Annotated in this window: 19 protein-coding genes; 8 read left to right on the top strand and 11 right to left on the bottom strand. The window is 54.3% G+C overall.

Annotated features, from left to right (window positions below):
• Positions 1-24: 24 nt before the first annotated feature.
• Positions 25-1,404, bottom strand: a complete 1,380-nt coding sequence (mpl, locus tag M987_RS08170; protein WP_014068666.1) for a UDP-N-acetylmuramate:L-alanyl-gamma-D-glutamyl-meso-diaminopimelate ligase — start codon at positions 1,402-1,404, stop codon at positions 25-27.
• A 198-nt stretch (positions 1,405-1,602) separates the two neighbouring features.
• Between mpl and fbp the strand changes: the two genes are divergently transcribed.
• Together fbp and M987_RS08160 are read left to right on the top strand one after the other, a co-directional pair.
• Positions 1,603-2,601, top strand: coding sequence for a class 1 fructose-bisphosphatase (gene fbp / locus M987_RS08165; protein WP_014068665.1), 999 nt, complete (start codon positions 1,603-1,605; stop codon positions 2,599-2,601).
• Positions 2,602-2,751: 150 nt separating this feature from the next.
• Complete coding sequence (locus tag M987_RS08160) at positions 2,752-3,105, top strand: helix-turn-helix domain-containing protein (protein ID WP_014068664.1); 354 nt, start codon at positions 2,752-2,754, stop codon at positions 3,103-3,105.
• Here M987_RS08160 and M987_RS08155 read toward each other — a convergent pair.
• From M987_RS08155 to ytfQ, 5 genes are all read right to left on the bottom strand, one after another.
• Positions 3,077-4,648, bottom strand: a complete 1,572-nt coding sequence (locus tag M987_RS08155) for a methyl-accepting chemotaxis protein (RefSeq protein WP_014068663.1) — start codon at positions 4,646-4,648, stop codon at positions 3,077-3,079. The two genes, M987_RS08160 and M987_RS08155, sit on opposite strands and share 29 nt — an antisense overlap.
• 93 nt (positions 4,649-4,741) lie before the next feature.
• Positions 4,742-5,743, bottom strand: a complete 1,002-nt coding sequence (gene yjfF / locus M987_RS08150; RefSeq protein WP_014068662.1) for a galactofuranose ABC transporter, permease protein YjfF — start codon at positions 5,741-5,743, stop codon at positions 4,742-4,744.
• Entirely contained in the window at positions 5,730-6,755 is a 1,026-nt protein-coding gene (gene ytfT, locus M987_RS08145; protein WP_162271220.1) for a galactofuranose ABC transporter, ATP-binding protein YtfT, read from the bottom strand. The genes yjfF and ytfT overlap by 14 nt, the downstream gene beginning before the upstream one ends.
• Before the next feature lie 10 nt (positions 6,756-6,765).
• Positions 6,766-8,268 (bottom strand): galactofuranose ABC transporter, ATP-binding protein YtfR, encoded by a 1,503-nt coding sequence (gene ytfR, locus M987_RS08140; protein WP_014068660.1) that lies wholly within the window; start codon positions 8,266-8,268, stop codon positions 6,766-6,768.
• 50 nt (positions 8,269-8,318) lie between these two features.
• Positions 8,319-9,275, bottom strand: coding sequence for a galactofuranose ABC transporter substrate-binding protein YtfQ (ytfQ, locus tag M987_RS08135; protein WP_014068659.1), 957 nt, complete (start codon positions 9,273-9,275; stop codon positions 8,319-8,321).
• 309 nt (positions 9,276-9,584) lie between these two features.
• On the opposite strand from ytfQ, the gene ppa reads away from it, so the two are divergent.
• Both ppa and M987_RS08125 read left to right on the top strand, forming a co-directional pair.
• Positions 9,585-10,115: an inorganic diphosphatase gene (gene ppa, locus M987_RS08130; protein ID WP_010427397.1), complete on the top strand. Its 531-nt coding sequence runs from the start codon at positions 9,585-9,587 to the stop codon at positions 10,113-10,115.
• A 217-nt stretch (positions 10,116-10,332) separates the two neighbouring features.
• Positions 10,333-11,913: a methyl-accepting chemotaxis protein gene (locus M987_RS08125; protein ID WP_014068658.1), complete on the top strand. Its 1,581-nt coding sequence runs from the start codon at positions 10,333-10,335 to the stop codon at positions 11,911-11,913.
• 47 nt (positions 11,914-11,960) lie between these two features.
• Here the strand turns inward: M987_RS08125 and M987_RS08120 are convergent, their stop codons facing one another.
• Genes M987_RS08120 through tamA form a run of 3 tightly spaced genes read right to left on the bottom strand, consistent with a single transcriptional unit; the run spans position 11,961 to position 17,814 of the window.
• Positions 11,961-12,305: a gamma-glutamylcyclotransferase family protein gene (locus M987_RS08120; protein WP_014068657.1), complete on the bottom strand. Its 345-nt coding sequence runs from the start codon at positions 12,303-12,305 to the stop codon at positions 11,961-11,963.
• 2 nt (positions 12,306-12,307) lie between these two features.
• Positions 12,308-16,084: an autotransporter assembly complex protein TamB gene (tamB, locus tag M987_RS08115; protein WP_014068656.1), complete on the bottom strand. Its 3,777-nt coding sequence runs from the start codon at positions 16,082-16,084 to the stop codon at positions 12,308-12,310.
• On the bottom strand, positions 16,081-17,814 hold the full coding sequence (gene tamA / locus M987_RS08110) for an autotransporter assembly complex protein TamA (RefSeq protein ID WP_014068655.1): 1,734 nt from the start codon (positions 17,812-17,814) through the stop codon (positions 16,081-16,083). The genes tamB and tamA overlap by 4 nt, the downstream gene beginning before the upstream one ends.
• A 224-nt stretch (positions 17,815-18,038) precedes the next feature.
• Here tamA and msrA point away from each other — a divergent pair, with 224 nt between their 5' ends.
• On the top strand, positions 18,039-18,680 hold the full coding sequence (gene msrA / locus M987_RS08105; RefSeq protein ID WP_014068654.1) for a peptide-methionine (S)-S-oxide reductase MsrA: 642 nt from the start codon (positions 18,039-18,041) through the stop codon (positions 18,678-18,680).
• Between the two features lie 206 nt (positions 18,681-18,886).
• Positions 18,887-20,224, top strand: a complete 1,338-nt coding sequence (gene paeA, locus M987_RS08100) for a polyamine export protein PaeA (protein WP_014068653.1) — start codon at positions 18,887-18,889, stop codon at positions 20,222-20,224.
• Between the two features lie 64 nt (positions 20,225-20,288).
• Here paeA and M987_RS08095 read toward each other — a convergent pair whose 3' ends face one another.
• Positions 20,289-20,495 carry a DUF1107 domain-containing protein gene (locus M987_RS08095; RefSeq protein ID WP_003856054.1) on the bottom strand — a complete coding sequence of 69 codons (207 nt, stop codon included), beginning with the start codon at positions 20,493-20,495 and terminating at the stop codon, positions 20,289-20,291.
• A gap of 324 nt (positions 20,496-20,819) precedes the next feature.
• Between M987_RS08095 and M987_RS08090 the strand changes: the two genes are divergently transcribed.
• The gene (locus M987_RS08090; RefSeq protein ID WP_014068652.1) at positions 20,820-21,377 is read left to right on the top strand and encodes a YtfJ family protein; all 558 of its coding nucleotides are present in this window, start codon (positions 20,820-20,822) and stop codon (positions 21,375-21,377) included.
• On the opposite strand, the gene cysQ is transcribed toward M987_RS08090, so the two are convergent.
• Entirely contained in the window at positions 21,371-22,111 is a 741-nt protein-coding gene (cysQ, locus tag M987_RS08085; protein WP_014068651.1) for a 3'(2'),5'-bisphosphate nucleotidase CysQ, read from the bottom strand. The two genes, M987_RS08090 and cysQ, sit on opposite strands and share 7 nt — an antisense overlap.
• A gap of 190 nt (positions 22,112-22,301) precedes the next feature.
• On the opposite strand from cysQ, the gene M987_RS08080 reads away from it, so the two are divergent.
• Positions 22,302-24,245 carry a bifunctional 2',3'-cyclic-nucleotide 2'-phosphodiesterase/3'-nucleotidase gene (locus M987_RS08080; protein WP_014068650.1) on the top strand — a complete coding sequence of 648 codons (1,944 nt, stop codon included), beginning with the start codon at positions 22,302-22,304 and terminating at the stop codon, positions 24,243-24,245.
• The last annotated feature ends 88 nt before the right edge of the window (positions 24,246-24,333 follow it).

Here is a 24,333-nt window from a genome sequence, read left to right as displayed (position 1 = left end):
GCGCTAGCGCCACCGGGCTTTTTTTTACTCTGCGGCTGCGGCTTTAGACTTTTTCGCCAGGCCATCCAGCAGTTTCTGATGGATGCCGCCAAATCCGCCGTTGCTCATCACCAGGATGTGATCGCCAGGCTGGGCGGTTTTCACCACCATATCTGCCAGGGTATCCACATCCGCACTCCAGTGTGCGGGCTGTACGCAAGCTTCAGCAACTTCCGCCACCTGCCATGGAATATGCTGAGGTTGCAGCAGGAACACTTCGTCCGCACGCCCTAAAGACGGCGCCAGATCGTCTTTACAGACGCCCATCTTCATGGTGTTTGAACGAGGCTCCAGCACGGCCAGGATACGTGCCGTTCCGCCAACTTTACCGCGCAGGGCAGCAAGCGTTGCCAGAATAGCCGTTGGGTGGTGTGCAAAATCGTCATACACCGTTACGCCGTGGGCTTCACCGCGCAGCTCCAGGCGACGGCGGGCATTCACGAATGACCCCAGCGCATTGGCCGCGTCCGCAGGCACTACGCCCACATGACGTGCCGCAGCAATCGCCATCAGGCCGTTGTGCATGTTGTGTTCGCCCACCAGGCCCCACTTCACCTCAGCCACTTTTTCGCCGTCGAGCAGCACTTCCCACTCAGAGGCATCGGCATTGAGTTTTTTCGCCTGCCAGTGGCCTTGCTCGCCCACCAGCTCCTGCTCGCTCCAGCAGCCCATCGCCATCGTCTGTTTCAGGTTAATGTCGTTTTCCGGCAGGATGATACGGCCCTGGCCCGGGACGATACGCACCAGATGGTGGAACTGTTTCTGGATGGCTTTCAGGTCGTCAAAAATGTCTGCGTGATCGAACTCAAGGTTATTGAGGATCAGCGTGCGCGGGCAGTAGTGCACGAACTTGGAACGTTTATCGAAGAACGCGCAGTCGTACTCGTCGGCTTCGATCACAAAGAACGGGCTTTCACCCAGACGCGCAGAGACGTCAAAGTTGCCCGGCACGCCGCCGATCACAAAACCTGGCTTGTAACCACAGGCTTCGAGGATCCAGGTCGCCATCCCGGCGGTCGTGGTTTTACCGTGCGTACCCGCAACGGCCACAACCCAGCGATCGCGCAGCACGAAATCGTGCAGCCACTGCGGGCCAGACATGTATGGAATATTGCGTTCCAGCACCGCTTCAACACACGGATTGCCACGGGTCATGGCATTGCCAATGATGACCAGATCCGGCTGCGGGTCTAACTGGCTGGCATCATAACCCTGAATAAGGTCAATGCCCTGATTCTCCAGAAGCGTGCTCATCGGCGGATACACATTGGCGTCCGAACCTGTTACTTCATGGCCCAGCGAGCGCGCCAGCATTGCCAGCCCGCCCATAAAAGTGCCACAAATCCCCAATATATGAATGCGCATACGTCACTATCCTTCTTCAATGTGGCGCACATTTTACTCACATGTCAGCGGGTGTGAAACGCATTTCAGGTAAATCCGTATTTTGCTGGCGCGATTCACCTCTGCGCTAATATTTGAATGTTTGTTAAGATTGTTGGGCTTTAGTCGTTTTAGTGAACATACGATCGCTCTACTCACATAAGATGCAGGGAAAGTGTTATGAAAACGTTAGGTGAATTTATTGTCGAAAAGCAGCACGAGTTTTCTCATGCTACGGGTGAACTCACTGCTTTGCTGTCGGCGATAAAGCTTGGCGCTAAGATCATCCACCGTGATATCAACAAGGCCGGTCTGGTCGATATCCTGGGTGCCAGCGGTGCCGAAAACGTGCAGGGCGAGGTTCAGCAGAAACTCGACCTGTTCGCGAATGAAAAACTGAAAGCTGCACTGCGCGCGCGCGACATCGTTGCGGGTATCGCCTCTGAAGAAGAAGATGAAATTGTCGTTTTCGAAGGGTGTGAACACGCAAAATACGTTGTACTGATGGATCCGCTGGACGGCTCCTCCAACATCGACGTTAACGTTTCTGTCGGCACTATTTTCTCCATTTATCGCCGTGTCACGCCTGTTGGCACGCCGGTGACCGAAGAAGACTTCCTGCAACCAGGCAGCAACCAGGTGGCGGCGGGCTATGTTGTCTACGGTTCATCCACCATGCTGGTGTACACCACTGGTTGCGGTGTTCATGCCTTTACTTACGATCCTTCACTGGGTGTGTTCTGTCTGTGCCAGGAGCGTATGCGCTTCCCGGAGAAAGGCAACACGTACTCCATCAACGAAGGCAACTACATCAAATTCCCGAATGGCGTGAAGAAGTACATCAAATTCTGCCAGGAAGAAGATAAAAATACCCAGCGCCCGTATACCTCTCGTTATATCGGCTCACTGGTGGCGGACTTCCACCGCAACCTGCTGAAAGGCGGGATTTATCTCTACCCAAGCACCGCCAGCCACCCGGACGGGAAGTTGCGTCTGCTGTACGAATGCAACCCGATGGCGTTCCTGGCTGAACAAGCCGGCGGCAAAGCCAGCGATGGTAAAGAGCGTATTCTGGATATCGTGCCAGAAAGCCTGCACCAGCGCCGTTCGTTCTTCGTCGGCAACAACCACATGGTGGAAGACGTAGAACGCTTCATCCGCGAGTTCCCCGACGCGTAACACCTCTCTCCAGGGGAGCCGATCCGGCTCCCCTTCTCATTTATATATTTTACCGTATAAATGAATATAAAAATGACGCTTTAATATTCAGCGCTGCTCCTGCATTATTTCCATAACAGTTTGACAAATATTTCCTGGAGCAAAATAAAGATGAAAAACTTTTCTCGTGCCAATACCGGCATTGATTTAAATCTTATTCCTGTTTTTATTGAAGTTGTTCGTTGCGGCAGCATGGCAAAAGCGTCTGTACGCCTTGATATGTCTCGCCCAGCAGTGAGCCTGGCATTGAAGCGCTTTAATCAACTCTTTAACGAGCCATTATTTTTCCGTAAAGGCTTATATCTGGAACCTACCGAAAAAGCATTAGCCTTAACCAGCTCACTGGAAATATTAATGGGTGATATTCATGATAATATTGCTGAGATAAATTCATCAAATAAAACCCTGGCACAGAATGCACCAGGGCGGGATATTATTATGCAGCAGGCTGAGTCGTCAGTTTGAATGATGACATCGCTTCCATCAGTTCGCGCGACTGCTCTTCCAGAGAGCGTGTCGCCGCGGAGGATTGCTGTACCAGCGCCGCATTTTGCTGTGCGGTTTCATCCATCTGATTCACCGCGATATTAACTTGCTCAATGCCACGACTCTGCTCCTGAGACGCGTTGGCAATCTCGCGCATCAGTTTGGTCATGCGCAGCACTTCAGTTGCGATCTCATCCATGGTTTCGCCCGCCTGTTGCGCCAGTTCGCTTCCCTCATTCACATGCGTCTGCGAATCGCTGATCAGCGTGCGGATCTCTTTCGCTGCGTCGGCACTGCGGCTGGCGAGGTTGCGCACTTCACCGGCCACCACGGCAAAGCCACGACCCTGCTCGCCGGCACGCGCCGCTTCAACAGAGGCGTTCAGCGCCAGGATATTGGTCTGGAACGCAATGCCGTCGATAACGCTCAGGATGTCGGCAATTCGGGCTGAACTGCCTGAGATATCGCGCATTTTCTCAATCACATAGCAGACCATTTCGCTGCCATGATCGGCGGTATCAGACACCGCCTTCGCCATCTGATGCGCCTGTTCGGCGTTATCGGCATTTTGTTTCACCGTGGCGGTGATCTCTTCCATGCTGGCGGCGGTCTGCTCAAGCGACGTTGCGGTAGATTCGGTGCGCTGGGCAAGGTTCATGTTCCCCGCGGTTAACTCGCGGCTGCCGGTATCAATCTGCGAACTGGCGTCACGTACGCGCAGCACCGAGCCCATCAGCGACTGGCGCATCTCTTCAATGGCCGCGTTCAGGCGGTTGAATTCCTGGCTCGCAGAAGCGTTCAGGTTATGGGTTAAATCCCCCGATGCCACGTTTTCAAGCTGGGCAATAGAGGCCGTGAGCGGCTTAAGCAGCATATGGCGCAGCGCCAGCCACGCCAGCACAATAATGCCTGCCGTCAGCAACGCCGCAACGATAATCAGGACCAGAACCCGGTTTTTGCTCGACTGCACGGCGCTGACTTCCGCCTTGCCGCGCGCTTCACTCCATGCCTGGAACGCCTGCATGTCGTTATCAAACTGCTTCGCCACCGGGATAAGCTTGTTCTCCAGCAGATCGTAATAGCTGTCGGCGCTCTGTTCATTCAGGGCTTTCAGCATCGGGGTGATCCCCTGCTGGTTGTAGGCGTCAAGGCTGGCTGCGACCTTATCCAGAAGCTGCTGCCCCTGTTTATCCGCCACGCCGCCATCAATCACGCCTTTCAGCGTTTTTTGCGCCTGGGCGACTTCCTGGTTAATGGTTTTCACCGATTTTGCCGCATCGTCCAGCATCCCGATTTCCATCATGCGAACAGCCTGACCGGCCTCATTGCGCGCACGTAAAATCAGCGTATAGCCAGAATTAAGCTGCACCATCTGCTCACCCTGAAGGTGATTGATGCGCTGGAGAGAAGTCGAACTCTGTGTGAGGGCATAAATGCCAATACCGCTGACAATCAGCAGCAGAAGGGTCATAACGGCCAGTAACGAAAGCAAGCCGGTACGAATCGATAGCGTTTTAAGCATGATGTTATTTCCGGTAGCGAGATATTTCTGGGCATAAAAAAAGAGTATCGGCCGCTACCGGAAAATGTTTAGACTTTAAGCAAATTCAGTGTGTTATCGCCCTGTTACCGATGTGTTTACACGGGTAACAGGTGAGCTCTGGCGGTTCTCCCACAGCACCGTCAGGCCGCGCTGGAGCGCAATAAAGATGAATAACAGAATACCGATGGCGATTTTCGTCCACCAGGAACTGAGCGTGCCGTCGAAGTTAATATACGTCTGAATGAGCCCCTGAATGGCCACCCCAAACAGCGTGCCCAGAACTGTGCCGACGCCCCCGCTAAGCAGCGTACCGCCAATCACGACTGAGGCAATCGCATCCAGCTCCACCCCGACGCCCGCCAGCGCGTAGCCTGCCTGGGTATAAATCGAGAATACAATGCCCGCAAGCGTCGCAAGCCCGGTAGAGAGCATATAAATACGAACAGTGGTGCTGCGGGTCGAGATCCCCATCAGGTTTGCCGACGTCGCGCTGCCGCCAATCGCGTACACCTGATTGCCAAACCGGGTGCGGTGGGCGAGGAAGATACCTATCACCACCACGCCGAGCATCAGCAGGCCCATCGCGCTCAGACGCCCGCCACCGGGGATTTTCCACGCCAGGCTTGAGAGCGTGTCATACACCGGGTGGTTAATCGGGATCGACTCTTCTGACACCAGATAACTCACGCCGCGCAGGAAGAACATCCCTGCGAGGGTGATGATAAACGCCGGGATTTTCAGCGCGTCGATAAGCAGCCCCATAAAGGCACCAAACGCACAACCCATCATCAGCACCAGCGGGAAGGCCAAAAACGGTGAAATGCCCCAGAAGCCGATCGCTTTCGCCAGGAAGACCCCGGTAAAGGCGATCACCGAGCCCACAGAGAGGTCAATCCCACCGGAGAGGATCACAAAGGTCATCCCCACGGCGATAATGCCTAAAAAAGCGTTATCTGTCAGGATGTTGCAAATTACACGCGTAGAGGCAAAACCCGGGAACTGCGTCAGACAGTAGAGGTAGCCCAGCACGAACACGCCCAGCGTGATCATTAATGGCAAATTACGTTTTATCATGACCGCGGATCCCCTTAATGAGACTGATAAAGCGCGGCGACTGAACGACGAGCACGCAGAGCACCACCACGGCTTTAACCACCTGATTCAGCTCCGGCTGGAAGCCCGACAGCAAAATGCCGGTATTCATCCCCTGAATAATGAGCGCGCCAATCACCGACAGCAGCAGGTTAAAGCGTCCGCCCATCAGCGAGCCGCCGCCAATCACTACGGCCAGAATGGCATCCAGCTCCAGCCACAGCCCGGCGTTATTGGCGTCCGCCCCACGGATATCCGCCGTGACAATCACCCCTGCGATGGCGGCACACACACCGCTCAGCACGTAGGTCAGCATCACCATCAGCCGGGTATTCACCCCGGCGTTTCTCGCCGCCCGAATGTTAATCCCCACCGCTTCAATAAACATGCCGAGCGCCGTTTTACGGGTGAATAGCCAGAACACGACTAATGTCACCAGCGCAATGATGACCGGCGTCGGGAAGAACAGCAGCTTGCCGCTGCCGATCCACGCCAGGCTCGGCGAATCAAAGGTCACTATCTGCCCGGAGGTGATAAGCTGCGCCACGCCACGCCCGGCGACCATTAAGATCAGGGTGGCGACAAACGGCTGGATTTTGAGAACCGCCACCAGAATGCCGTTCCACAGCCCGGCGAGGATGCCAGTGCCCAGCGCGGCCAGCAGCACCACGGGCAGGCTGTGCCCGGCAACGGTCATGGAGGCGGCCGTGGCGCCCGAAATTGCCATCACCGCACCAACGGACAGGTCGATCCCGCCAGTGGCAATCACCAGCGTCATACCAATCGCCAGCAGCGCCACCGGTGCGGCGCGGTTTAAAATATCAATCGGGCTGCCAAACAGGCGGCCATCCTGCACAATAATCTGGAAGAAGTGCGGCGCGACCAGGCTATCAACCACCAGCACCAGCAACAGCGCGATGATTTGCGGCGTGCCGGTTGGCCAGTTGAAGCGGCGCTTCGACTCTCCGGTTTGCGAAAGAGAACGGGGCATCACGGTTAACTCCTTATGCCGCAATGGCATTCATGATCGCCGGAACAGACAGTTCATCCAGCGGGATCTCTGCCACCTGCTTGCGATCGCGCATGATGATGACGCGATCGGCATACCCCACCAGCTCCTCCAGTTCAGACGAAATCACCAGCAGCGCCAGCCCGTCTGCGCACAGCGTTTCAATCAGGCGGATAATTTCGGCGTGCGCGCCCACGTCAATACCGCGTGTCGGCTCGTCGAGGATCAGGAACTGGGGTTTGGTCAGCAGCCAGCGTGAAAGCAGCACCTTCTGCTGGTTACCCCCGGAGAGAAATTCAATGGGTTGTTCCGCACTCGGAGTACGGATACCCAGCTGGCGGATAAAGCGCTCGGCAATGGCATTCTGTTCCTTGCGCGGGATCGGGCGTAACCACCCGCGCTGCGCCTGCAACGCCAGAATGATATTTTCCCGCACCGATGCCGCGGCAATAATCCCGTCCGTTTTCCGGTCTTCCGGGCAGAAGCCGACGCCCAGACAGGATGCCTGATGCGGCGATCGCAGTGTTTGTGGTTTGCCTTTGATAAGCGCTGTGCCGCTGTCGGCCGGTTTGATCCCGAAGATCACTTCGGCGGTTTCTGTGCGCCCGGAACCTAACAATCCCGCCAGGCCGACAATTTCGCCGGGGCGAACCTCAAGGTTGAAAGGCGAAATCGTGCCTTTTTTGCCGAAATCACTGAAAGCAGCAACCGGTTTATCGCTCAGCAACGTGCGGCCGGCGCGCTGTAGCGCGTGGGTGTCCAGTTCACGTCCGAGCATCATTTTGACCAGTTCAATCTGCGGGAGCTCGCGGGTTTCACGGCAGCCGACAAAACTGCCGTTGCGTAGCACCGTAATGCGATCGCTCACCTCATACACCTGATCGAGGAAGTGGGTCACGAAGATCAGGCTCACGCCCTGATCGCGCAACTGGCGCATCAGGGTAAAGAGCATTTCAACTTCCTGGGTGTCGAGACTGGCGGTGGGCTCATCGAGGATCAATACTTTCGCCGAGAGATCGATTGCCCGACAGATAGCGACAATCTGCTGCATCGCCACGGAAAAGCGGTTCAGCGGTTCACGCACATCGAGGGAGAAGCCGTAAGATTCCATCAGCTTTGTCGCCCGCGCTTCCATCTCTTTGCGGCGCAACAGGCCAAAGCGTTTTGGCTCGCGGCCAATAAACAGGTTATCTGCCACCGACATATTTGGCAGCAGGTTCACTTCCTGATAGACCGTCCCGATCCCCAACTGTTGGGCATGGGCGGTGTTTTTTGGCGAAATGGCGTTGCCTTCCAGCCAGATGGTGCCGCGATCGGCATGGTATACGCCGGTCAGGGCTTTAATCAGCGTCGATTTTCCTGCGCCGTTTTCCCCCAGTAACGCCATGATCTCGCCGCGACGCAGGCTGAAATCGACGTTATCCAGCGCTTTTACGCCCGGGAAGAATTTACTTAATCCTTCTGTGCGGAGGATTTCCTGGTGTTGTTCTGTTGTCATGATTCCCCCTCACCCTAACCCTCTCCCCACAGGAGAGAGGGCAAAAGGCATCAGTAGCCCATATTTTTCTTCTTCTCTAACTCTTCTTTCGCGGTATCTGGCAGGTAGAGAGTGGATTTGGTGATGGTCAACTTCTCAGGCATGGTGCCGTCTTTCTTGAATTTCTCCAGCGCGTCAAATGCCGGGCCCGCCATGTTTGGCGTCAGCTCAACGCTGGCGTTGGCTTCGCCATCCATCATCGCTTTGTAGATGTCAGGCACGCCGTCGATAGAGCCGGTGAGGATATCTTTGCCCGGTTTCAGGCCCGCTTCTTTGATGGCCTGGATGGCACCGATCACCATGTCATCGTTATGGGCGTAAACCATGCAGATGTTCTTGCCGTTGTTTTCAGCCTTGATAAAGCTTTCCATCACTTCTTTCCCCTTACTGCGGGTAAAGTCGCCGGACTGAGAACGGATAATCTTGATGTTTGGCGCTTTAGCGATGGCTTCAGCAAAACCTTTCTTACGGTCGATTGCCACGCTCGCACCCACTGTGCCTTGCAGTTCAACCACGTTACACGGCTTGCCGTCGACCTGTTTAACCAGCCAGTCACCGATCAACTGACCTTCAAGAATGTTGTTGGCGGTAACGGTGGTCATATAGAGAGATTTGTCTTTTACATCGATGGAACGATCGAGCAGGAAGACCGGAATCTCCGCGTCTTTCGCTTCTTTCAGGACCGGCTCCCAACCTGTTGCCACAACAGGGGCAATGAAGATGGCGTCAACGCCCTGCGCGATAAAGGAACGAACGGCTTTGATCTGATTCTCTTGCTTTTGCTGACCATCGGCGATTTTCAGCGTGATGCCACGTTTCTGGGCCTCACTTTTCGCAACGTTGGTTTCTGCCGCACGCCAGCCAGATTCAGAGCCGACCTGAGAAAATCCTACGGTTAATGGTGCTGCCATCGCCATAGACGACATGGCTGCTGAAACTGCTGTGACAAGAAGTAAGCGCTTCCACATAAGTGCGTCCTCGTAGGGTAGGTTATTGTTGGTTAAAAGATGTTCTGCGGGAAAACTATAGACAATGAGAGATGTAACGGATTGCGTTACATCACACTTCGGAAAAGTGAATAAAACGTTAATCACAAGTTTGTAATCGCTTTCATTCCGTCATGAAAAATGCGGCTGAGTTTATGGATTTTTCTGTCATGGAATCGGTCTGAAAATGGCAAACAACGGCGGGCGATGGCGAAAACAAGCGAAGACATTCAGCGCCAGTTGGCTATAATACTCGCCACTTGTTTACCATACATTTTAAAGGATACAGACATGAGCTTACTCAACGTCCCTGCGGGTAAAGAACTGCCAGAAGACATCTACGTTGTTATCGAAATCCCGGCTAACGCAGATCCTATCAAATACGAAGTGGACAAAGAGAGCGGCGCACTGTTCGTTGACCGTTTCATGTCTACCGCAATGTTCTACCCATGCAACTATGGCTACATCAACCACACCCTGTCTCTGGACGGTGACCCGGTTGACGTGCTGGTCCCAACGCCATACCCACTGGAGCCAGGCTCAGTCATCCGCTGCCGTCCAGTTGGCGTGCTGAAAATGACCGACGAATCTGGTGAAGATGCGAAACTGGTTGCAGTACCGCACACCAAACTGAGCAAAGAGTACGATCACATTAAAGATGTGAACGACCTGCCAGAACTGCTGAAAGCGCAGATCACTCACTTCTTCGAGCACTACAAAGACCTCGAAAAAGGCAAGTGGGTTAAAGTTGACGGCTGGGACAACGCTGAAGCTGCAAAAGCAGAAATCATCGCGTCCTTCGAGCGTGCAGCTAAGAAGTAATTCTTACCGCTGATTGCTAAGGCCCCGCAATGTCGGGGCTTTTTTGTATCGATTGCAAATTGTCACAAAAACGTCACAAAGAGATTTTAGTTCGCGATATTAATTAGATAGCGCTTTTTGCCTGCCTTACCTCCACTTTCCCCCCTTAAAGTCTGCCTTTCCCAGGTCGATACCTCCCCTGCGTGATCGCGATCGCTTTTTCACTTAACGGGAAATCATGAAACTCAACACACTCACAATTGGACAACGCCTGGGACTTCTGGCGTCGCTTCTGCTGCTTGCTACGCTGTTCATCGGCCTGCGGGGTTTGGTTATTAACAGCGACAGCCGGGCGCAAAACGAGCAGATAATGGCGATGGAACAAACCATAACCGACAGTATCGATACTGCGCGTAATGCCCAGGTTCAATTCAAAATTCAGGTTCAGGAGTGGAAAAACACACTGATTCGCGGTGCTCAGGGACAAGAGGCGTTCAACAAATACAAGAGTGCGTTTATTGCAGAAAGCCAGAACACGCAGGCACTGCTGACGCACCTGGGAGAACTGCTGCCAAAGATTGGCATGGATAACCAGCAGGTGATGGAAACACGTGAAATCCATGCGGGTCTTGAACAAAAGTATCTGGCAGCACTGACGACTTATCAGGTTGGTGATGCCACTAGCGCCCAGCAGGTCGACAAACTGGTAACGGGGATCGACCGTGAACCCACCAAAATGATCGACAACGTGGTGACCCGCACGCTGCAACATGCTCAAGAGCTACACAAGCAGACTATCGCGCGTAACCAGGCTAAGTACGAAGAGACAAAATGGATGCTGATGCTGGCAATGGCGCTCACCCTGGCTGCCGGAATGCTGGTCACCTGGTGGCTGGTGCGTAGCATTACCCGCCCGCTGGCGCAGGCGGTTACCATTGCTCGCACGGTCGCCGCAGGGGATTTGCAATCTCACTTTGCCGTAGCAGGCCGTGATGAGACAGCAGAACTGATGCGCGCCCTGCAAGAGATGAACGACAACCTCACCCGCATTGTCTCTGGGGTACGTAGCGGCACAGAAACGATCGCCACCGCGTCTGCCCAGATTGCCAGCGGTAGCCATGAACTTTCATCCCGTAACGAGGCACAGGCCAGCGCGCTGGAACAAACTGCCGCGTCAATGGAAGAGCTGACGTCGGTGGTGAAAAGCAATGCGGAAAACTCACGCACCGCAAGCGATCTTGCCCAGAATGCGCGCCAGGTTGCCCGCCAGGGTGAAGAAGCCGTCGAGCGCGCAGTACAGACCATGAGCGAAATCCACAATTTCTCCAGCGAAATTAATAACATTATCGGCATGATCGACAGCATCGCCTTCCAGACCAACATTCTGGCGCTGAACGCTGCCGTAGAGGCAGCGCGTGCTGGTACCGAGGGGCGTGGGTTTGCGGTTGTTGCAGCTGAAGTCCGCGCCCTGGCACAACGCTCAGCCGCCGCGGCGAAAGAAATTCGGGTGCTTATCGATCGCTCCGTTAACCGCATTGATGAGGGTAACGGGCAGGTAAAACAAGCCGGTGAGGCAATGGCTGATATTCTGCATAGCGTCAGCAAAGTGAGTGAGCTTATCGAAGCTATCTCACACGCCAGTCATGAACAGAGCACGGGTATTGATCAGGTGAATGTCGCGGTAACGCATATGGATGCGGCGACGCAGCAAAACGCCACCTTATCGCAAGAATCCTCTGCTGCGGCGCAGGCGATGCATCGCCAGGCCGAACAGCTTCTGGATACGGTGCAGGTCTTCAAACTACGTCAGGAAGCCTAAAAGCGCGCACAAAAAACAACGCCACCTCACGGTGGCGTTGTCGTTTATCAGTACTGGTCTCTGTCTAACCAGTTACCGCTTTCAATCCGCGTTAACCCTTCAACCGGACGCTGGTAGACGTACATCCACGCGCTTCCGTACGGTGTCTGGATCAACTGGCGAGCGTACTCACCGCCCCTGGTGCGCAAGGCATCAAGTTCGGCAAGCGTGGCATTATCAATACGATAAACCTCACCTTGTACCGTTCCGTTCCCCGGAACTGCGCCTGGATAGTGGCCCAGACTGTACAACTGGTAGTTCTCGATATTGTAATTCCCCAGCAACTGGGCGTTCGTCATCCAGTGGCTGTTACCTTGCTTAGTTCGTAAACTGCCGTAAACAAATATTCGCATTGCTAAAACTCAAACTGATAGAGCAAATCCAGTGCCTGATCTACGCCGGACACTGCTTCCAGATATAGCTTAGGCATCAGACGATAGCGTAACGTGAGTGTAGCGAGTGAGTCAAAGATCCCCACACCATATTTTACCTGTAGACCCGGCAGTACATAGCCGCTGACCACCACCTGTGAAGAGTCACCAACGCCCTGGGTGTCCAGTGCCAGATTGCTAACGCCGAACGTCTCGCCGATTTTACCCACAACCTGCCCACTTTGTGCAACCCCCAGACCCACTAACATTGATGTCATCGCGGCACTATCGCTTTGGCCGCTTTCCAGACCCTGTCCACGCAGCAGATAAGAAAGCGCTTCTTGCTGCGACATTACCGGGTCGGAGAAGATTTCCGCTTTTGGCTCGTCGGCGGTGCCCGTGACGCGTACGCCAGCAATCACGTCGTTTTCGGTGGCATCCGGGTTACGAATGGCTTCGATATTCAGCAGCGGCTGATCGGGTGGCCCTGAGAACAACAGCTCACCTTTACGGACAATCAGATCCTGACCGTAGGCGTGGAAGCGCCCGTCAGGAATGTTGATCTGCCCGTTCAGGCCAAGCCCTTGTTTATCCTGAGCCACTTTCAGGTCGCCCGTCAGTCTCGCCTTCAGCCCAAACGCCTCGAGGCGCACGTTGTTCCCGACGTGCACGATAAGATTACTGTTGATCGGGATACCCGCGCTCTTCTGTTCCACCGGCTTCAGGTTTTTATCGAGCATCACTTCATCACTGGATACCCCAACCGCGCTTTCCGGCACGTCGTGAACCACGATACGCGCCCACGGCACGTCTACGCGTCCGTCCAGCGTAAAGAGGCTCGGCGTGGCTTCAAACACCACATCCGGTGACACGTCCAGACGCACCATCGGCGGTACGGTAATACGCACTTTGCTGCCTTTTGCCGCAATGCGCGCACGCCAGTTATCAAGCTGGCTCCAGTCGGCATCACCGCTCAGGTTGATTTGCCCTTGCTGGGTGCGAACCACCCCGGCAAGCGTGGAGCTCATGCCGTTAAAGTTCATCGCAATCTGGCTTGGCTGCATATCAAACGGCATAAAGTTACCGTCGATATCCACGCCATTCAGCTGCATCTGCCCGAACAACTGCGGGCTTTGCGCCGTCCCCGCCAGCCGCAGATTGGCATTCAGCATCCCGGCGGCTTTTTCACCGCGCGAGAAAATTGCATTCGCCATCGCCAGGTTGAAGTTGCGGATGTTGACGTTGCCGCCCAGATTACGTCGCCCTTGCGGATCGGTTATCTGCACTTGTCCGTCGAACTGACCGTTGTTAGTCAGGCGAATAAGCCACCCCAGCTCTGCACGGTTGTTATGCAGGTCGGCGCTCAGATTCAGGGTATCAAATGCCACCGGCAGCGGTGCGTCATTCACCTCCTGCGTCACCTTCACGTTGCGCCCGGACAGGGTCACACTTCCCTGCGGCAGCCCCTCTTTGGTGGTGTCCCACGCCACATCCGCTTTACCGCTAAAGACACCGCTCGCCTGGGTGGTGTCCGGCATAAAGGGTTTCAGCATCGCCAGATCAAACCGGTTGAGGTTTATCTGCGCGCGCCCTTCCGCACCGGCATCAATGGTTTGCGGCACGCAGAGTTCGGCATTCGGGTTGGTCCAGCAGTGCGGTCCGATACTGATTTTTTGTTCGGCATTGCGGTAATCCAGCGCGATGGAGCGTGACAGCGCCAGAGGGCCAACCGGCGTGTTGAAACGGGTATTATCAAGCGTTCCCTTCCAGCGCTCTTCCTTGCGGTCGAAACTGCCCGTCAGGTGCAGCTGCCCGGAAACCGGCTCACCCTGCACGTTCAGCTGGAGGTCATGCTGTTTCTCGTTGCCTTTCGCGGCCAGCGTTACCAGATTAATGTTCACATCCGGCTGGGCAATACGCTCTACGCGCAGGTTCAGATTCCCGCCAATCTGATCGGTGGATTTTACATCCCCTTCCACACGGACGCGGGCAATGGTCAGTTCCTGCCAGCGCAGGGCATTCGCGGTGATATCTGCCAGCAGCTGCGGTGCATCCACCGTACCGCGCACCTTCACTAACCCTTTCGCCGTACCGCCAAGACCCGGCAGGGCATTATCCAGATTCGGCGCGTCGATGGTGGCATCCAGATTGAGGTCTTTAACGCCAAGCTCACCTTTGATGTCCGCCGTATTGCGCCCCAGCGCCACATGCAGCCCCGGGATCACCCATTGCAGGTAGCTGTTACCTTTTACCGAACCTTCAACGTTGACTTTGTTTTGCTTCACGTTGCCGGTGAGTTTGATTTCCGGCACGTCCATCTGCCACGTCCCACCGTACAGGCTGCCACGGGTTTTGATCAGGCCATCAAGTTTTGATGGCCAGTCCGGCACTTCTTTGGCGGTGTTGATGCCCGTCAGTTTTAGCTCACCGCGCCAGCTGATCGCCTGCTGCCAGTCGAGCAGCGCCGTCAGCTCTGTTTTTCCTTCCAGCGCCGCGACGGTCAGTTTGTCGAGATTAATCTGGCGTTCGTTACCCTTCGCATCCAGCGTTATGCCGGCAGGCGGTACACCCTGCCCCTTCACATCAGTGCGGAACGACAGCGTGTAATCGGTCATTTTGCCGCTGAGTTTGAGCTTCAGGTCATCGGCCTGGAACTGTTTTTCACCGGTAAACGGCCAGTAAAGCTGCTGGCTGACAATCTCCAGATTCAGCGGTAAACCCGCTTCTGCCAGCTGCGTTTGCCCGCGCAGTACCATATCCACCGGGCCAGACAGGTTAACGCCAAACTCCAGTTTCTCGCGCAGCGCCCCGCCCACTTTCAGCTTCACCTTCTCGCCTTTGAGCGGATCAATGTTCAGCGCGCTGTTAAGCGTGATATCCACCGGCCAGTTGTCACGCAGCAGCGCATTCCCGCTCGCATTCACGGAACCCTGATTCGTATCGATATCCATCGCATCGAGCTTCATATTGCCGTCGATACTGCTGACTTTAAGCAACAGGTTGTAGACCGTCAGGTCAGTGTCACCCGTCAGGCGCAGCTGTGCGCCTTTGAACTCTTCAATATTGAGGTTCAACGGCAAGTGCACGTCGGTCATTTCCGGCAGCACCGGTTTTGCGAAGAGTTCCGTCAGCGTTTCACCAAGCGGTTTTTCTTCTGGCTGCGGGTTCTGGATCTTCGGTTCAACAATCTCTTCCTGCGCCACTTTTGCCACTTTCGGCAGGGCAATCAACAGCCCTTGCAGTGAGGTTGGCGTCAGAGTGAGATTTTTTTCCTGCCAGCGCAGACCAGAGGAGAAGTCCATCACGGACACGGTGGTGTCGTCGATTTTGATATTGACGTTATTCAGCGCCACCCGGTAGAGCGCGATGGGGTAAGGCGTGGAGAGATTAAGCGGGCCAGTATCCTGTTCTTCTACCGGCGCAGACTTCGGCATTTTTTTCGAATCTATCGCCACGTTCACATCTTTTAGCGATAGATCGTTCACGCACAGTTTGCTGTCGCGTAAACATCCAGGCTTGACCGCCAGATGGAATTCGCCCGCGTTAACCGCCACACCGGGCTGTTGATAGCGAATATTCTTCAGACGCAGATCGCGCCAGCCGCCTGTCACCTGGCCAATCTCCAGCCCCGGAACCCAGCGGTTAGCCGCGTTAAACAGCAGATGCAGGCCGGTAGTGGTCCCCACCAGGAACGCCACGGTACCGAGCAACAGCACGATAAAAATCAGCACCCCGAGGCTTATCTTCTTCCATAAACTCATAATTCAGGCCCCAGACCGATATAAAACTGTAAACCGTGTTCGTCTTTGTCACCCACAGGCACGGCAAAATCGAGTTTGATTGGCCCAACAGGAGACTGCCAGCGCACGCCCACGCCCGCGCCGGTTTTGAAATCGCTGCGGCGAATATCACTCACGGCTTCACCGCCATCCACAAACATAGCGCCCCACCATTTTCCGCTGACGTTGTACTGGTATTCCAGTGAGCCTGTCGCCAGCTTGGACGCACCGATCAGCTTGCCGCTGTCATCTTTTGGCGCGATGGATTTGTACTTATACCCACGAATACTGCGATCGCCACCGGCGAAGAAACGCAGGTCAGGCGGGACTTTGTCGAAATCGCCGGTTTCAATCCAGCCAAGATTGCCGCGCATGACGAAGCGGTGTTTATCGTAGAGGGTTCGGATCCAGACGTTTTGCGCCTGCACCACCGTGAAGTCGACGTCAGAGCCCCACATCGTGTTGGAGTAATCGATGGAGTAGCGCTGGGAATCGCCCCAGTCTGGCATCAGGCCACCTCGCGAACGGGTGCGGCTAATCATCACGCCGGGATACAGCAGCATGGTGGTGTTCGTGACATTCGCCTGGGTAAAGTGATCGAGGCTCCAGCGCAGGTTAATGGCGCGCTGCCAGCCGCTCGAAAGATCCCAGAAGCGCGACAGCGCAAGCGTGGTGGAATCTGATTCGGTATCGTTCAGATCGGTGCGTTTAAAACCACCCTGCACCAGATAGTACTGTTCCAGCGGATTTTTCAGCAGCGGCATTTTATAGCTGAAGTCCAGCTGTTGCTCTGGCGAAGAGATACTGGCGCTGGTCGTCAGGCTGTGGCCGTAGGAGTTCATCCACGGTTTTTTCCACGTGGATTTCACCCGGGGGCCCACGTCCGTCGAATAGCCTATCCCCGTCTCAATGGTGTTCTCGGTGCGCGGCGATACAACGCCATGCAGCGGCAACACCTTGGTCTTGCGGGATTTATCAAACTCCGGGGCAACAACAACCGAGTTAAACCATCCGGTCGCCGACAAGCGACGGTTTAACTCCGCCAAATCCCTCGACTGATAGTAATCACCCTTTTTAAACGGGATCAGATTTTGCAGATACTCTTCGCGGATTTGCGAGCCTTCAAAGGTCACATCGCCGAAGCGGTAGCGTTCGCCGCTGTCAAAGTCGATATCCCAGAAGGCCTGATGCCTTTCCAGTGAGATCCCCAGCTGGCTTTTGTTGAACTGGCTGTCGAAATAGCCCTTTCGCAGCGAAACAGAGGTGAGTTCTTTTTTGAAATGGTCGTAATCGCCATGATCCAGCACCGTACCGATTTTCGGACGTGTGCCGAGCAGATCCAGATAATCCCTGTCGGTACGCGCACCACCGCGCAGTACCACATCCGTGCCGCCAATCAGTACCGGCTCGCCCGGCGAAACACGGGCGATCAATACCTGCCGGCCTTTGGCCGGTGGCGGACGTAAATCGAAATCGATGGTCGGCTCGTAATAGCCGAGCGCTTTTAACCCTTCGCGGATCGCGTCATCAACACGTGCGCGAAAACGCCGGTCCGGCGTCACTTCGTCTCCCTGAATCGTAGACAACTGTGCACGCACGTTCTTTTCCAGCGCCCCGGATAACCCCTCAACCTGCAAACGGACATTCGCCGCGCTGGCGACTCCGCTTGTCAGCAATAAACTGACCAAACATAACTGGCGGATCTTTGGCACGTTTTCTCCTGAATATCCTTGTTTCCACCCTGGAAGCAAATGAAGTGCCGCTCCGCGGCTCCATACGGCTTTACAGCCCAAAACCCAATTAGCGGGTTGAAAAAGGGTTAAACACCCAAATATTTCTTATGATTAAATCTAGACTCATTCAGCGTATTTATTGTGTTCAATTAAACGCTTCATGACAACCTTAACCGAAACATCGCTGCCCGGGAGGCCAAACCGTGAGTTTATTCGACAAAAAGCATCTTGTTTCTCAATCAGATGCATTACCGGGACGGAACACCCCAATGCCTGTAGCGACTTTACACGCCGTAAACGATCATTCAATGACTAACGTCCCGGAAGGAATGGAAATCGCCCTGTTCGCCATGGGCTGCTTCTGGGGTGTGGAACGCCTGTTCTGGCAGCTTCCGGGCGTTTACAGCACCGCTGCGGGTTATACCGGCGGTTACACACCGAACCCAACCTACCGCGAAGTGTGCTCAGGCGAAACCGGACACGCCGAAGCGGTCCGTGTGGTCTATGATCCGTCCATCATTAGCTATGAACAACTGCTCCAGGTGTTCTGGGAAAACCATGACCCGGCCCAGGGGATGCGTCAGGGCAACGACCACGGCACCCAGTACCGTTCTGCGATCTACCCGCTGACCCCAGAGCAGGATGCCGCTGCGCACGCCAGCCTGGAACGCTTCCAGAGCGCCATGCGTGACGCCGGGGATGACCGCCAGGTCACGACGGAAATCGCTTCCGCAAAACCGTTCTACTATGCCGAGGACGATCACCAGCAGTATCTGCATAAAAACCCGTATGGCTACTGCGGTATTGGTGGCATCGGCGTGTGCCTGCCGCCACAGCTGGCCTGATCACTTGTATAGCGCCACACGACCCGTGTGGCGCGGTATTTCCTGCACAAACCACTCAAAATGTGACCTCTGGCAGGTTTACACTCCTTTACGCTATACTACCCGCTGAAATAATCAGCTCAACGCTACGAGCTGGTGTTCAATGTGTTTTCACACAAACGTGATCAACTTCCCTTCCGAGGATCTGGCGAGAAGCCGGATAAACTATGTTAAACAGTATTTTAGTAATACTTTGTCTTATTGCCGTTAGTGCATTTTTCTCAATCTCTGAGATCTCGCTGGCTGCGTCCCGAAAAATCAAACTTAAGCTGCTCGCCGACGAAGGCAACATCAACGCGCACCGCGTTCTGAAAATGCAGGAAAACCCGGGGATGTTCTTCACCGTGGTGCAAATTGGCCTGAACGCGGTCGCCATCCTGGGCGGTATCGTGGGCGACGCGGCGTTTTCTCCGGCGTTCCACAGCCTCTTTATTCAGTACATGTCCGCAGAACTTGCCGAGCAGTTGAGCTTTATTCTCTCTTTCTCGCTGGTGACCGGTCTGTTCATTCTGATCGCCGACCTGACCCCGAAACGCATCGGTATGATTGCGCCAGAAGCTGTAGCTTTGCGTATCATCAACCCGATGCGCTTCTGCCTGTACGTGTTCCGCCCGCTGGTGTGGTTCTTCAATGGCCTGGCGAACATGATTTTCCGCGTCTTTAAGCTGCCAATGGTGCGTAAAGATGACATCACCTCCGACGATATTTATGCGGTAGTGGAAGCCGGGGCGCTGGCGGGTGTTCTGCGCAAACAAGAACATGAGTTAATCGAGAACGTTTTTGAACTGGAATCCCGTACCGTACCGTCTTCCATGACCGGGCGCGAAAGTGTTATCTGGTTTGATTTGCATGAAGACGAACAGAGCCTGAAGAGCAAAGTGGCGGAACACCCGCACTCTAAATTCCTGGTCTGTAACGAAGATATCGACCACATCATCGGTTATGTGGACTCCAAAGACCTGCTGAACCGCGTGCTGGCGAACCAGAGCCTGGCGCTGAACAGCGGCGTACAGATCCGTAACACGCTGATTGTGCCGGACACCCTGACGCTCTCAGAAGCGCTGGAAAGTTTCAAAACAGCGGGCGAAGACTTCGCGGTTATCATGAACGAATACGCGCTGGTGGTGGGTATTATCACGCTGAACGATGTGATGACCACACTGATGGGCGACCTGGTTGGCCAGGGCATGGAAGAGCAAATTGTTCAGCGTGACGAGAACTCATGGCTGATCGACGGCGGCACGCCGATCGAAGACGTAATGCGCGTGCTGGACATCGACGAATTCCCGCAGTCCGGCAACTATGAGACGATCGGCGGCTTTATGATGTTTATGCTGCGTAAAATCCCGAAACGTACCGACTCGGTGAAGTTCTCTGGCTATAAGTTTGAAGTGGTGGATATTGATAACTACCGCATCGACCAGCTGCTGGTGACGCGTATCGACAACAAACCAACCGTGCTGGTGCCGAAGCTGCCAGACGCGGAGGAGCAGGTTTCTGCGTAAGTCCCCATAAACATCAACGGCTCCCATTGGGAGCCGTTTTTTTAACTACTGCATAGCACGTTGGTTAAGCCATCTCAGTTTGCAGACGCATAACCTGACGGTTGACTTCGGACATCACAGACAAGTGCTGCTTATCCTTGACTTTCGGGATAAGGATCTTGCCCTTATCGAACTCGAAAGCGCCAACATCCTTGATATACAACCGTCCACGGAACAGGATCTTCACGTACTTCGCCACCTGAAGCGGGTTGTAGCGTTGGAAAATTTTCATTCTTGTATCTCCTGCGAATCATACGCTCTTGCGGTGCCACAATCGGCCCGACTGTCCTGAGCGCAAATTTATTGCCCAATGACTATAGACCAGAACTACCGTTGATACCCAGTGTGCATAAGTTTATTTACCGTTTGATTACAATTAATCAGAATATTCTTTGCAAACCATGACTAAGGGCAGTATAAGCCGTCGTTTTTTCGTGGTTATGTGCGTTCGCCCGCAATCTGGCATTGGGATTGCGGGTAAACCCTCTTGATCGCACTTATGCTTAAAGCGTAAGACCAAGTGGTCGGATCACCTGCTAAAAAATAAGGAAACACCATGACCCTACGTAACATCCTGGCAGCAGCATTTCTGCTTCTGCCACTGTGGGCCGGCGCGCACAACTTTGAAAACGGACAACGTGTACCGCCAGTCGGTATTGCTGACCGGGGAGAATTGATTCTCAACAATGATAAGTTTAGCTACAAACCCTGGAATAGCGCGCAGCTCGCGGGCAAAGTGAGAGTTGTACAACATATTGCCGGTCGTACATCTGCAAAAGAAAAAAACGCAACCCTGGTAGAAGCGATCAAGGCCGCAAAATTCCCTCATGACCGCTACCAGACCACCACCATTGTGAACACCGACGATGCCATCCCGGGCTCCGGGATGTTCGTACGCTCAAGCCTGGAGAGCAATAAAAAGCTCTACCCGTGGTCGCAGTTTATTGTCGACAGCAATGGTGTGACGCGTAAGGCCTGGCAACTGGAAGAAGAGAGTTCTGCGATTGTGGTGCTGGATAAAGAAGGTCGCGTGCAGTGGGCCAAAGATGGTGCCCTGACGCAGGAAGAGGTGCAGCAGGTGGTTGCCCTGCTGCATAAGCTACTGGCTCAGTAAATAGATACCCTGAAGCCTGGGTTTAAAAACGACTCGCGCGGGGTGTAGTCAAGCGGCTTGCCCTGCCAGTCATGAACATGCGCACCGGCTGCGGCGGCCACAGCATGGCCTGCGGCCGTATCCCAGACGTTGGTTGGCCCGAAACGGGGATAAAGCTGCGCATGGCCCTCTGCCACCAGACAGAATTTCAGCGATGAGCCAATCGACGTGGTCTGGTGCTCACCCAACTGTTGCAGGTACTCTTTCAGCTCGTTGTCACTGTGCGAACGGCTGATCACCACCAGCGGTGGCCGCGCATCGCGCACCTGGATCTGCTTACGCACACCGCACTCTTCTTTCCAGGCTTTGCCATCGGCGGCGCTGTACATCACCTTCATGACCGGCGCGTACACTACGCCAAGTATCGCTTTCCCTTTTTCAATCAACGCGATATTGACGGTGAACTCACCGTTACGCTTAATAAATTCTTTGGTGCCATCCAGCGGGTCGACCAACCAGTAGCGCTGCCAGTGCTGGCGTTCATCCCAGCCTTGCGGCGCCTCTTCTGAGAGTACGGGAATATCAGGCGTTAGCGCCTGTAACCCTTTCAGGATCACGCCGTGCGCCGCGATATCAGCCGCGGTGACCGGGGAGTCATCCGCTTTACTCACGACGTCCATCGGTTTTGCACCGTCATACACTTGCATAATGGCATCACCCGCATCCCGTGCGAGCTGACAAATCTTATCTAACATTCTCCACCTCTTTATTAACGCAGTGGGCATAACTCGTTGTTTTATTTATATCGTAATGTGAACAATTCCGCTATCTGTGAGGCAATACTGATTTCAAAATGCTTTTTTCTGGCAGGATTCACAATTCTGTAAGCAACAAAATATACATACATATTCTTTTGTGGCTTGGATCGAAAAAAGGACTCCTCTGATGATTAAGTTTAGCGCAACGCTCCTGGCAACGCTGATCGCAGCAAGTGTACAGGCGGCGACGGTGGATCTCCGCATTCTGGAAACCACCGATCTGCACAGCAACATGATGGACTTCGATTACTACAAAGATACGCCAACGGAAAAATTCGGACTGGTACGTACGGCAAGTTTGATCAATGCCGCGCGTGCTGAAGTGAAAAACAGCGTACTGGTCGATAACGGTGATTTAATTCAGGGCAGCCCGCTTGGCGACTATATGGCCGCTAAGGGGCTGAAAAAAGGCGAGATCCATCCGGTGTATAAGGCGTTGAACACCCTGGATTATACTGTCGGCAACCTGGGTAACCATGAGTTTAACTACGGTCTGAAATACCTTCACGATGCGCTGGCTGGCGCGAAGTTCCCGTACGTTAACGCCAATATCATCGACGTTAAGACCCAAAAACCCTTATTTACCCCTTACCTGATTAAAGAAACTGAAGTCGTCGATAAAGACGGTAAAAAGCAGTCGCTGAAAATCGGTTATATCGGCTTTGTACCGCCACAGATAATGACGTGGGATAAAGCCAACCTCAGCGGCAAAGTGACCGTTAACGACATCACCGAAACCGCCCGCAAATATGTGCCGGAGATGCGCGAGAAAGGGGCTGACCTGGTGGTGGTGGTCGCCCATTCGGGGCTTTCAGCCGACCCGTATCAGGTGATGGCGGAAAACTCAGTGTACTACCTGAGTGAAGTGCCGGGCGTGGATGCCATTCTCTTTGGTCACGCTCATGCCATCTTCCCGGGTAAAGATTTCGCCAGCATCAAAGGGGCAGATGTTGAAAAAGGGACGCTGAACGGCGTGCCGTCGGTGATGCCTGGCATGTGGGGCGATCATCTTGGGGTGGTGGATTTGGTGCTGAATAACGACAGCGGCAGCTGGAAAGTGACCCAGTCTAAAGCCGAAGCGCGCCCAATTTATGATGCCTCCGCCAAAAAATCACTGGCCGCTGAAGATAAAAAACTGGTCGACGTGCTGAAGCACGACCATGACGCCACGCGCGAATTCGTCAGCAAACCGATCGGTAAATCCGCCGACAACATGTACAGTTTCCTGGCGCTTGTACAGGATGATCCAACTGTACAGGTGGTCAACATGGCGCAGAAAGCCTACGCGGAACACTTTATTCAGGGCGATCCGGATCTGGCAAAACTACCGGTGCTTTCTGCCGCCGCACCGTTCAAAGTGGGTGGGCGTAAGAATGACCCGGCAAGCTATGTTGAAGTTGAAAAGGGCCAGCTCACCTTCCGAAATGCCGCCGATCTCTATCTCTACCCGAACACGCTGGTGGTGGTAAAAGCAACGGGTAAAGAGGTGAAAGACTGGCTTGAGTGCTCTGCCGGGCAGTTTAATCAGATCGATCCGCACAGCAGTAAACCGCAGTCGCTGATTAACTGGGACGGGTTCCGCACCTATAACTTCGACGTGATCGACGGAGTGGATTATCAGATTGATGTTACTCAACCTGCGAAATATGACGGCGAGTGCCAGGCCATCAATCCGCAGGCAGAACGCATCAAACACCTGACCTTCAACGGTAAGCCACTTGATCCTGAGGCGACCTTCCTGGTGGTCACCAATAATTACCGCGCCTACGGCGGTAAGTTTGCCGGAACGGGTGACAGCCATATCGCCTTTGCTTCGCCAGACGAGAACCGCTCCGTGCTGGCAGCCTGGATCAGCGCAGAGTCGAAAAAGGCGGGTGAAATCCATCCGGCGGTGGATAACAACTGGCGTCTGGCGCCGATCCACAGCGACACGAAGCTGGATATCCGCATTGAAACGTCACCGTCCGATAAGGCAGCGACGTTCATTAAGGATAAGGCGCAGTACCCGATGAATAAGGTCGGAACAGACGATATCGGGTTTGCAATTTATCAGGTGGATTTGAGCAAGTAGTCATTGTGCCGGGTGGCGCTTGCGCTTACCCGGCCTACGGGGTGGAAAATTACGGGTAGGCCGGGTAAGGCGAAGCCGCCACCCGGCT

The sequence above is a fragment of the Enterobacter soli ATCC BAA-2102 genome (assembly GCF_001654845.1).
Classification (GTDB): domain Bacteria; phylum Pseudomonadota; class Gammaproteobacteria; order Enterobacterales; family Enterobacteriaceae; genus Enterobacter; species Enterobacter soli.
This window is presented reverse-complemented; position numbering and strand designations above follow the sequence as displayed.

Excerpts from the sequence above, each read along its gene's own strand:
- mpl (WP_014068666.1), bottom strand. The coding sequence starts at position 1,404 with ATGCGCATTCATATATTGGGGATTTGTGGCACTTTTATGGGCGGGCTG.
- fbp (WP_014068665.1), top strand. The coding sequence starts at position 1,603 with ATGAAAACGTTAGGTGAATTTATTGTCGAAAAGCAGCACGAGTTTTCT.
- M987_RS08160 (WP_014068664.1), top strand. The coding sequence starts at position 2,752 with ATGAAAAACTTTTCTCGTGCCAATACCGGCATTGATTTAAATCTTATT.
- M987_RS08155 (WP_014068663.1), bottom strand. The coding sequence starts at position 4,648 with ATGCTTAAAACGCTATCGATTCGTACCGGCTTGCTTTCGTTACTGGCC.
- yjfF (WP_014068662.1), bottom strand. The coding sequence starts at position 5,743 with ATGATAAAACGTAATTTGCCATTAATGATCACGCTGGGCGTGTTCGTG.
- ytfR (WP_014068660.1), bottom strand. The coding sequence starts at position 8,268 with ATGACAACAGAACAACACCAGGAAATCCTCCGCACAGAAGGATTAAGT.
- ytfQ (WP_014068659.1), bottom strand. The coding sequence starts at position 9,275 with ATGTGGAAGCGCTTACTTCTTGTCACAGCAGTTTCAGCAGCCATGTCG.
- ppa (WP_010427397.1), top strand. The coding sequence starts at position 9,585 with ATGAGCTTACTCAACGTCCCTGCGGGTAAAGAACTGCCAGAAGACATC.
- M987_RS08125 (WP_014068658.1), top strand. The coding sequence starts at position 10,333 with ATGAAACTCAACACACTCACAATTGGACAACGCCTGGGACTTCTGGCG.
- M987_RS08120 (WP_014068657.1), bottom strand. The coding sequence starts at position 12,305 with ATGCGAATATTTGTTTACGGCAGTTTACGAACTAAGCAAGGTAACAGC.
- tamB (WP_014068656.1), bottom strand. The coding sequence starts at position 16,084 with ATGAGTTTATGGAAGAAGATAAGCCTCGGGGTGCTGATTTTTATCGTG.
- paeA (WP_014068653.1), top strand. The coding sequence starts at position 18,887 with ATGTTAAACAGTATTTTAGTAATACTTTGTCTTATTGCCGTTAGTGCA.
- M987_RS08095 (WP_003856054.1), bottom strand. The coding sequence starts at position 20,495 with ATGAAAATTTTCCAACGCTACAACCCGCTTCAGGTGGCGAAGTACGTG.
- M987_RS08090 (WP_014068652.1), top strand. The coding sequence starts at position 20,820 with ATGACCCTACGTAACATCCTGGCAGCAGCATTTCTGCTTCTGCCACTG.
- cysQ (WP_014068651.1), bottom strand. The coding sequence starts at position 22,111 with ATGTTAGATAAGATTTGTCAGCTCGCACGGGATGCGGGTGATGCCATT.
- M987_RS08080 (WP_014068650.1), top strand. The coding sequence starts at position 22,302 with ATGATTAAGTTTAGCGCAACGCTCCTGGCAACGCTGATCGCAGCAAGT.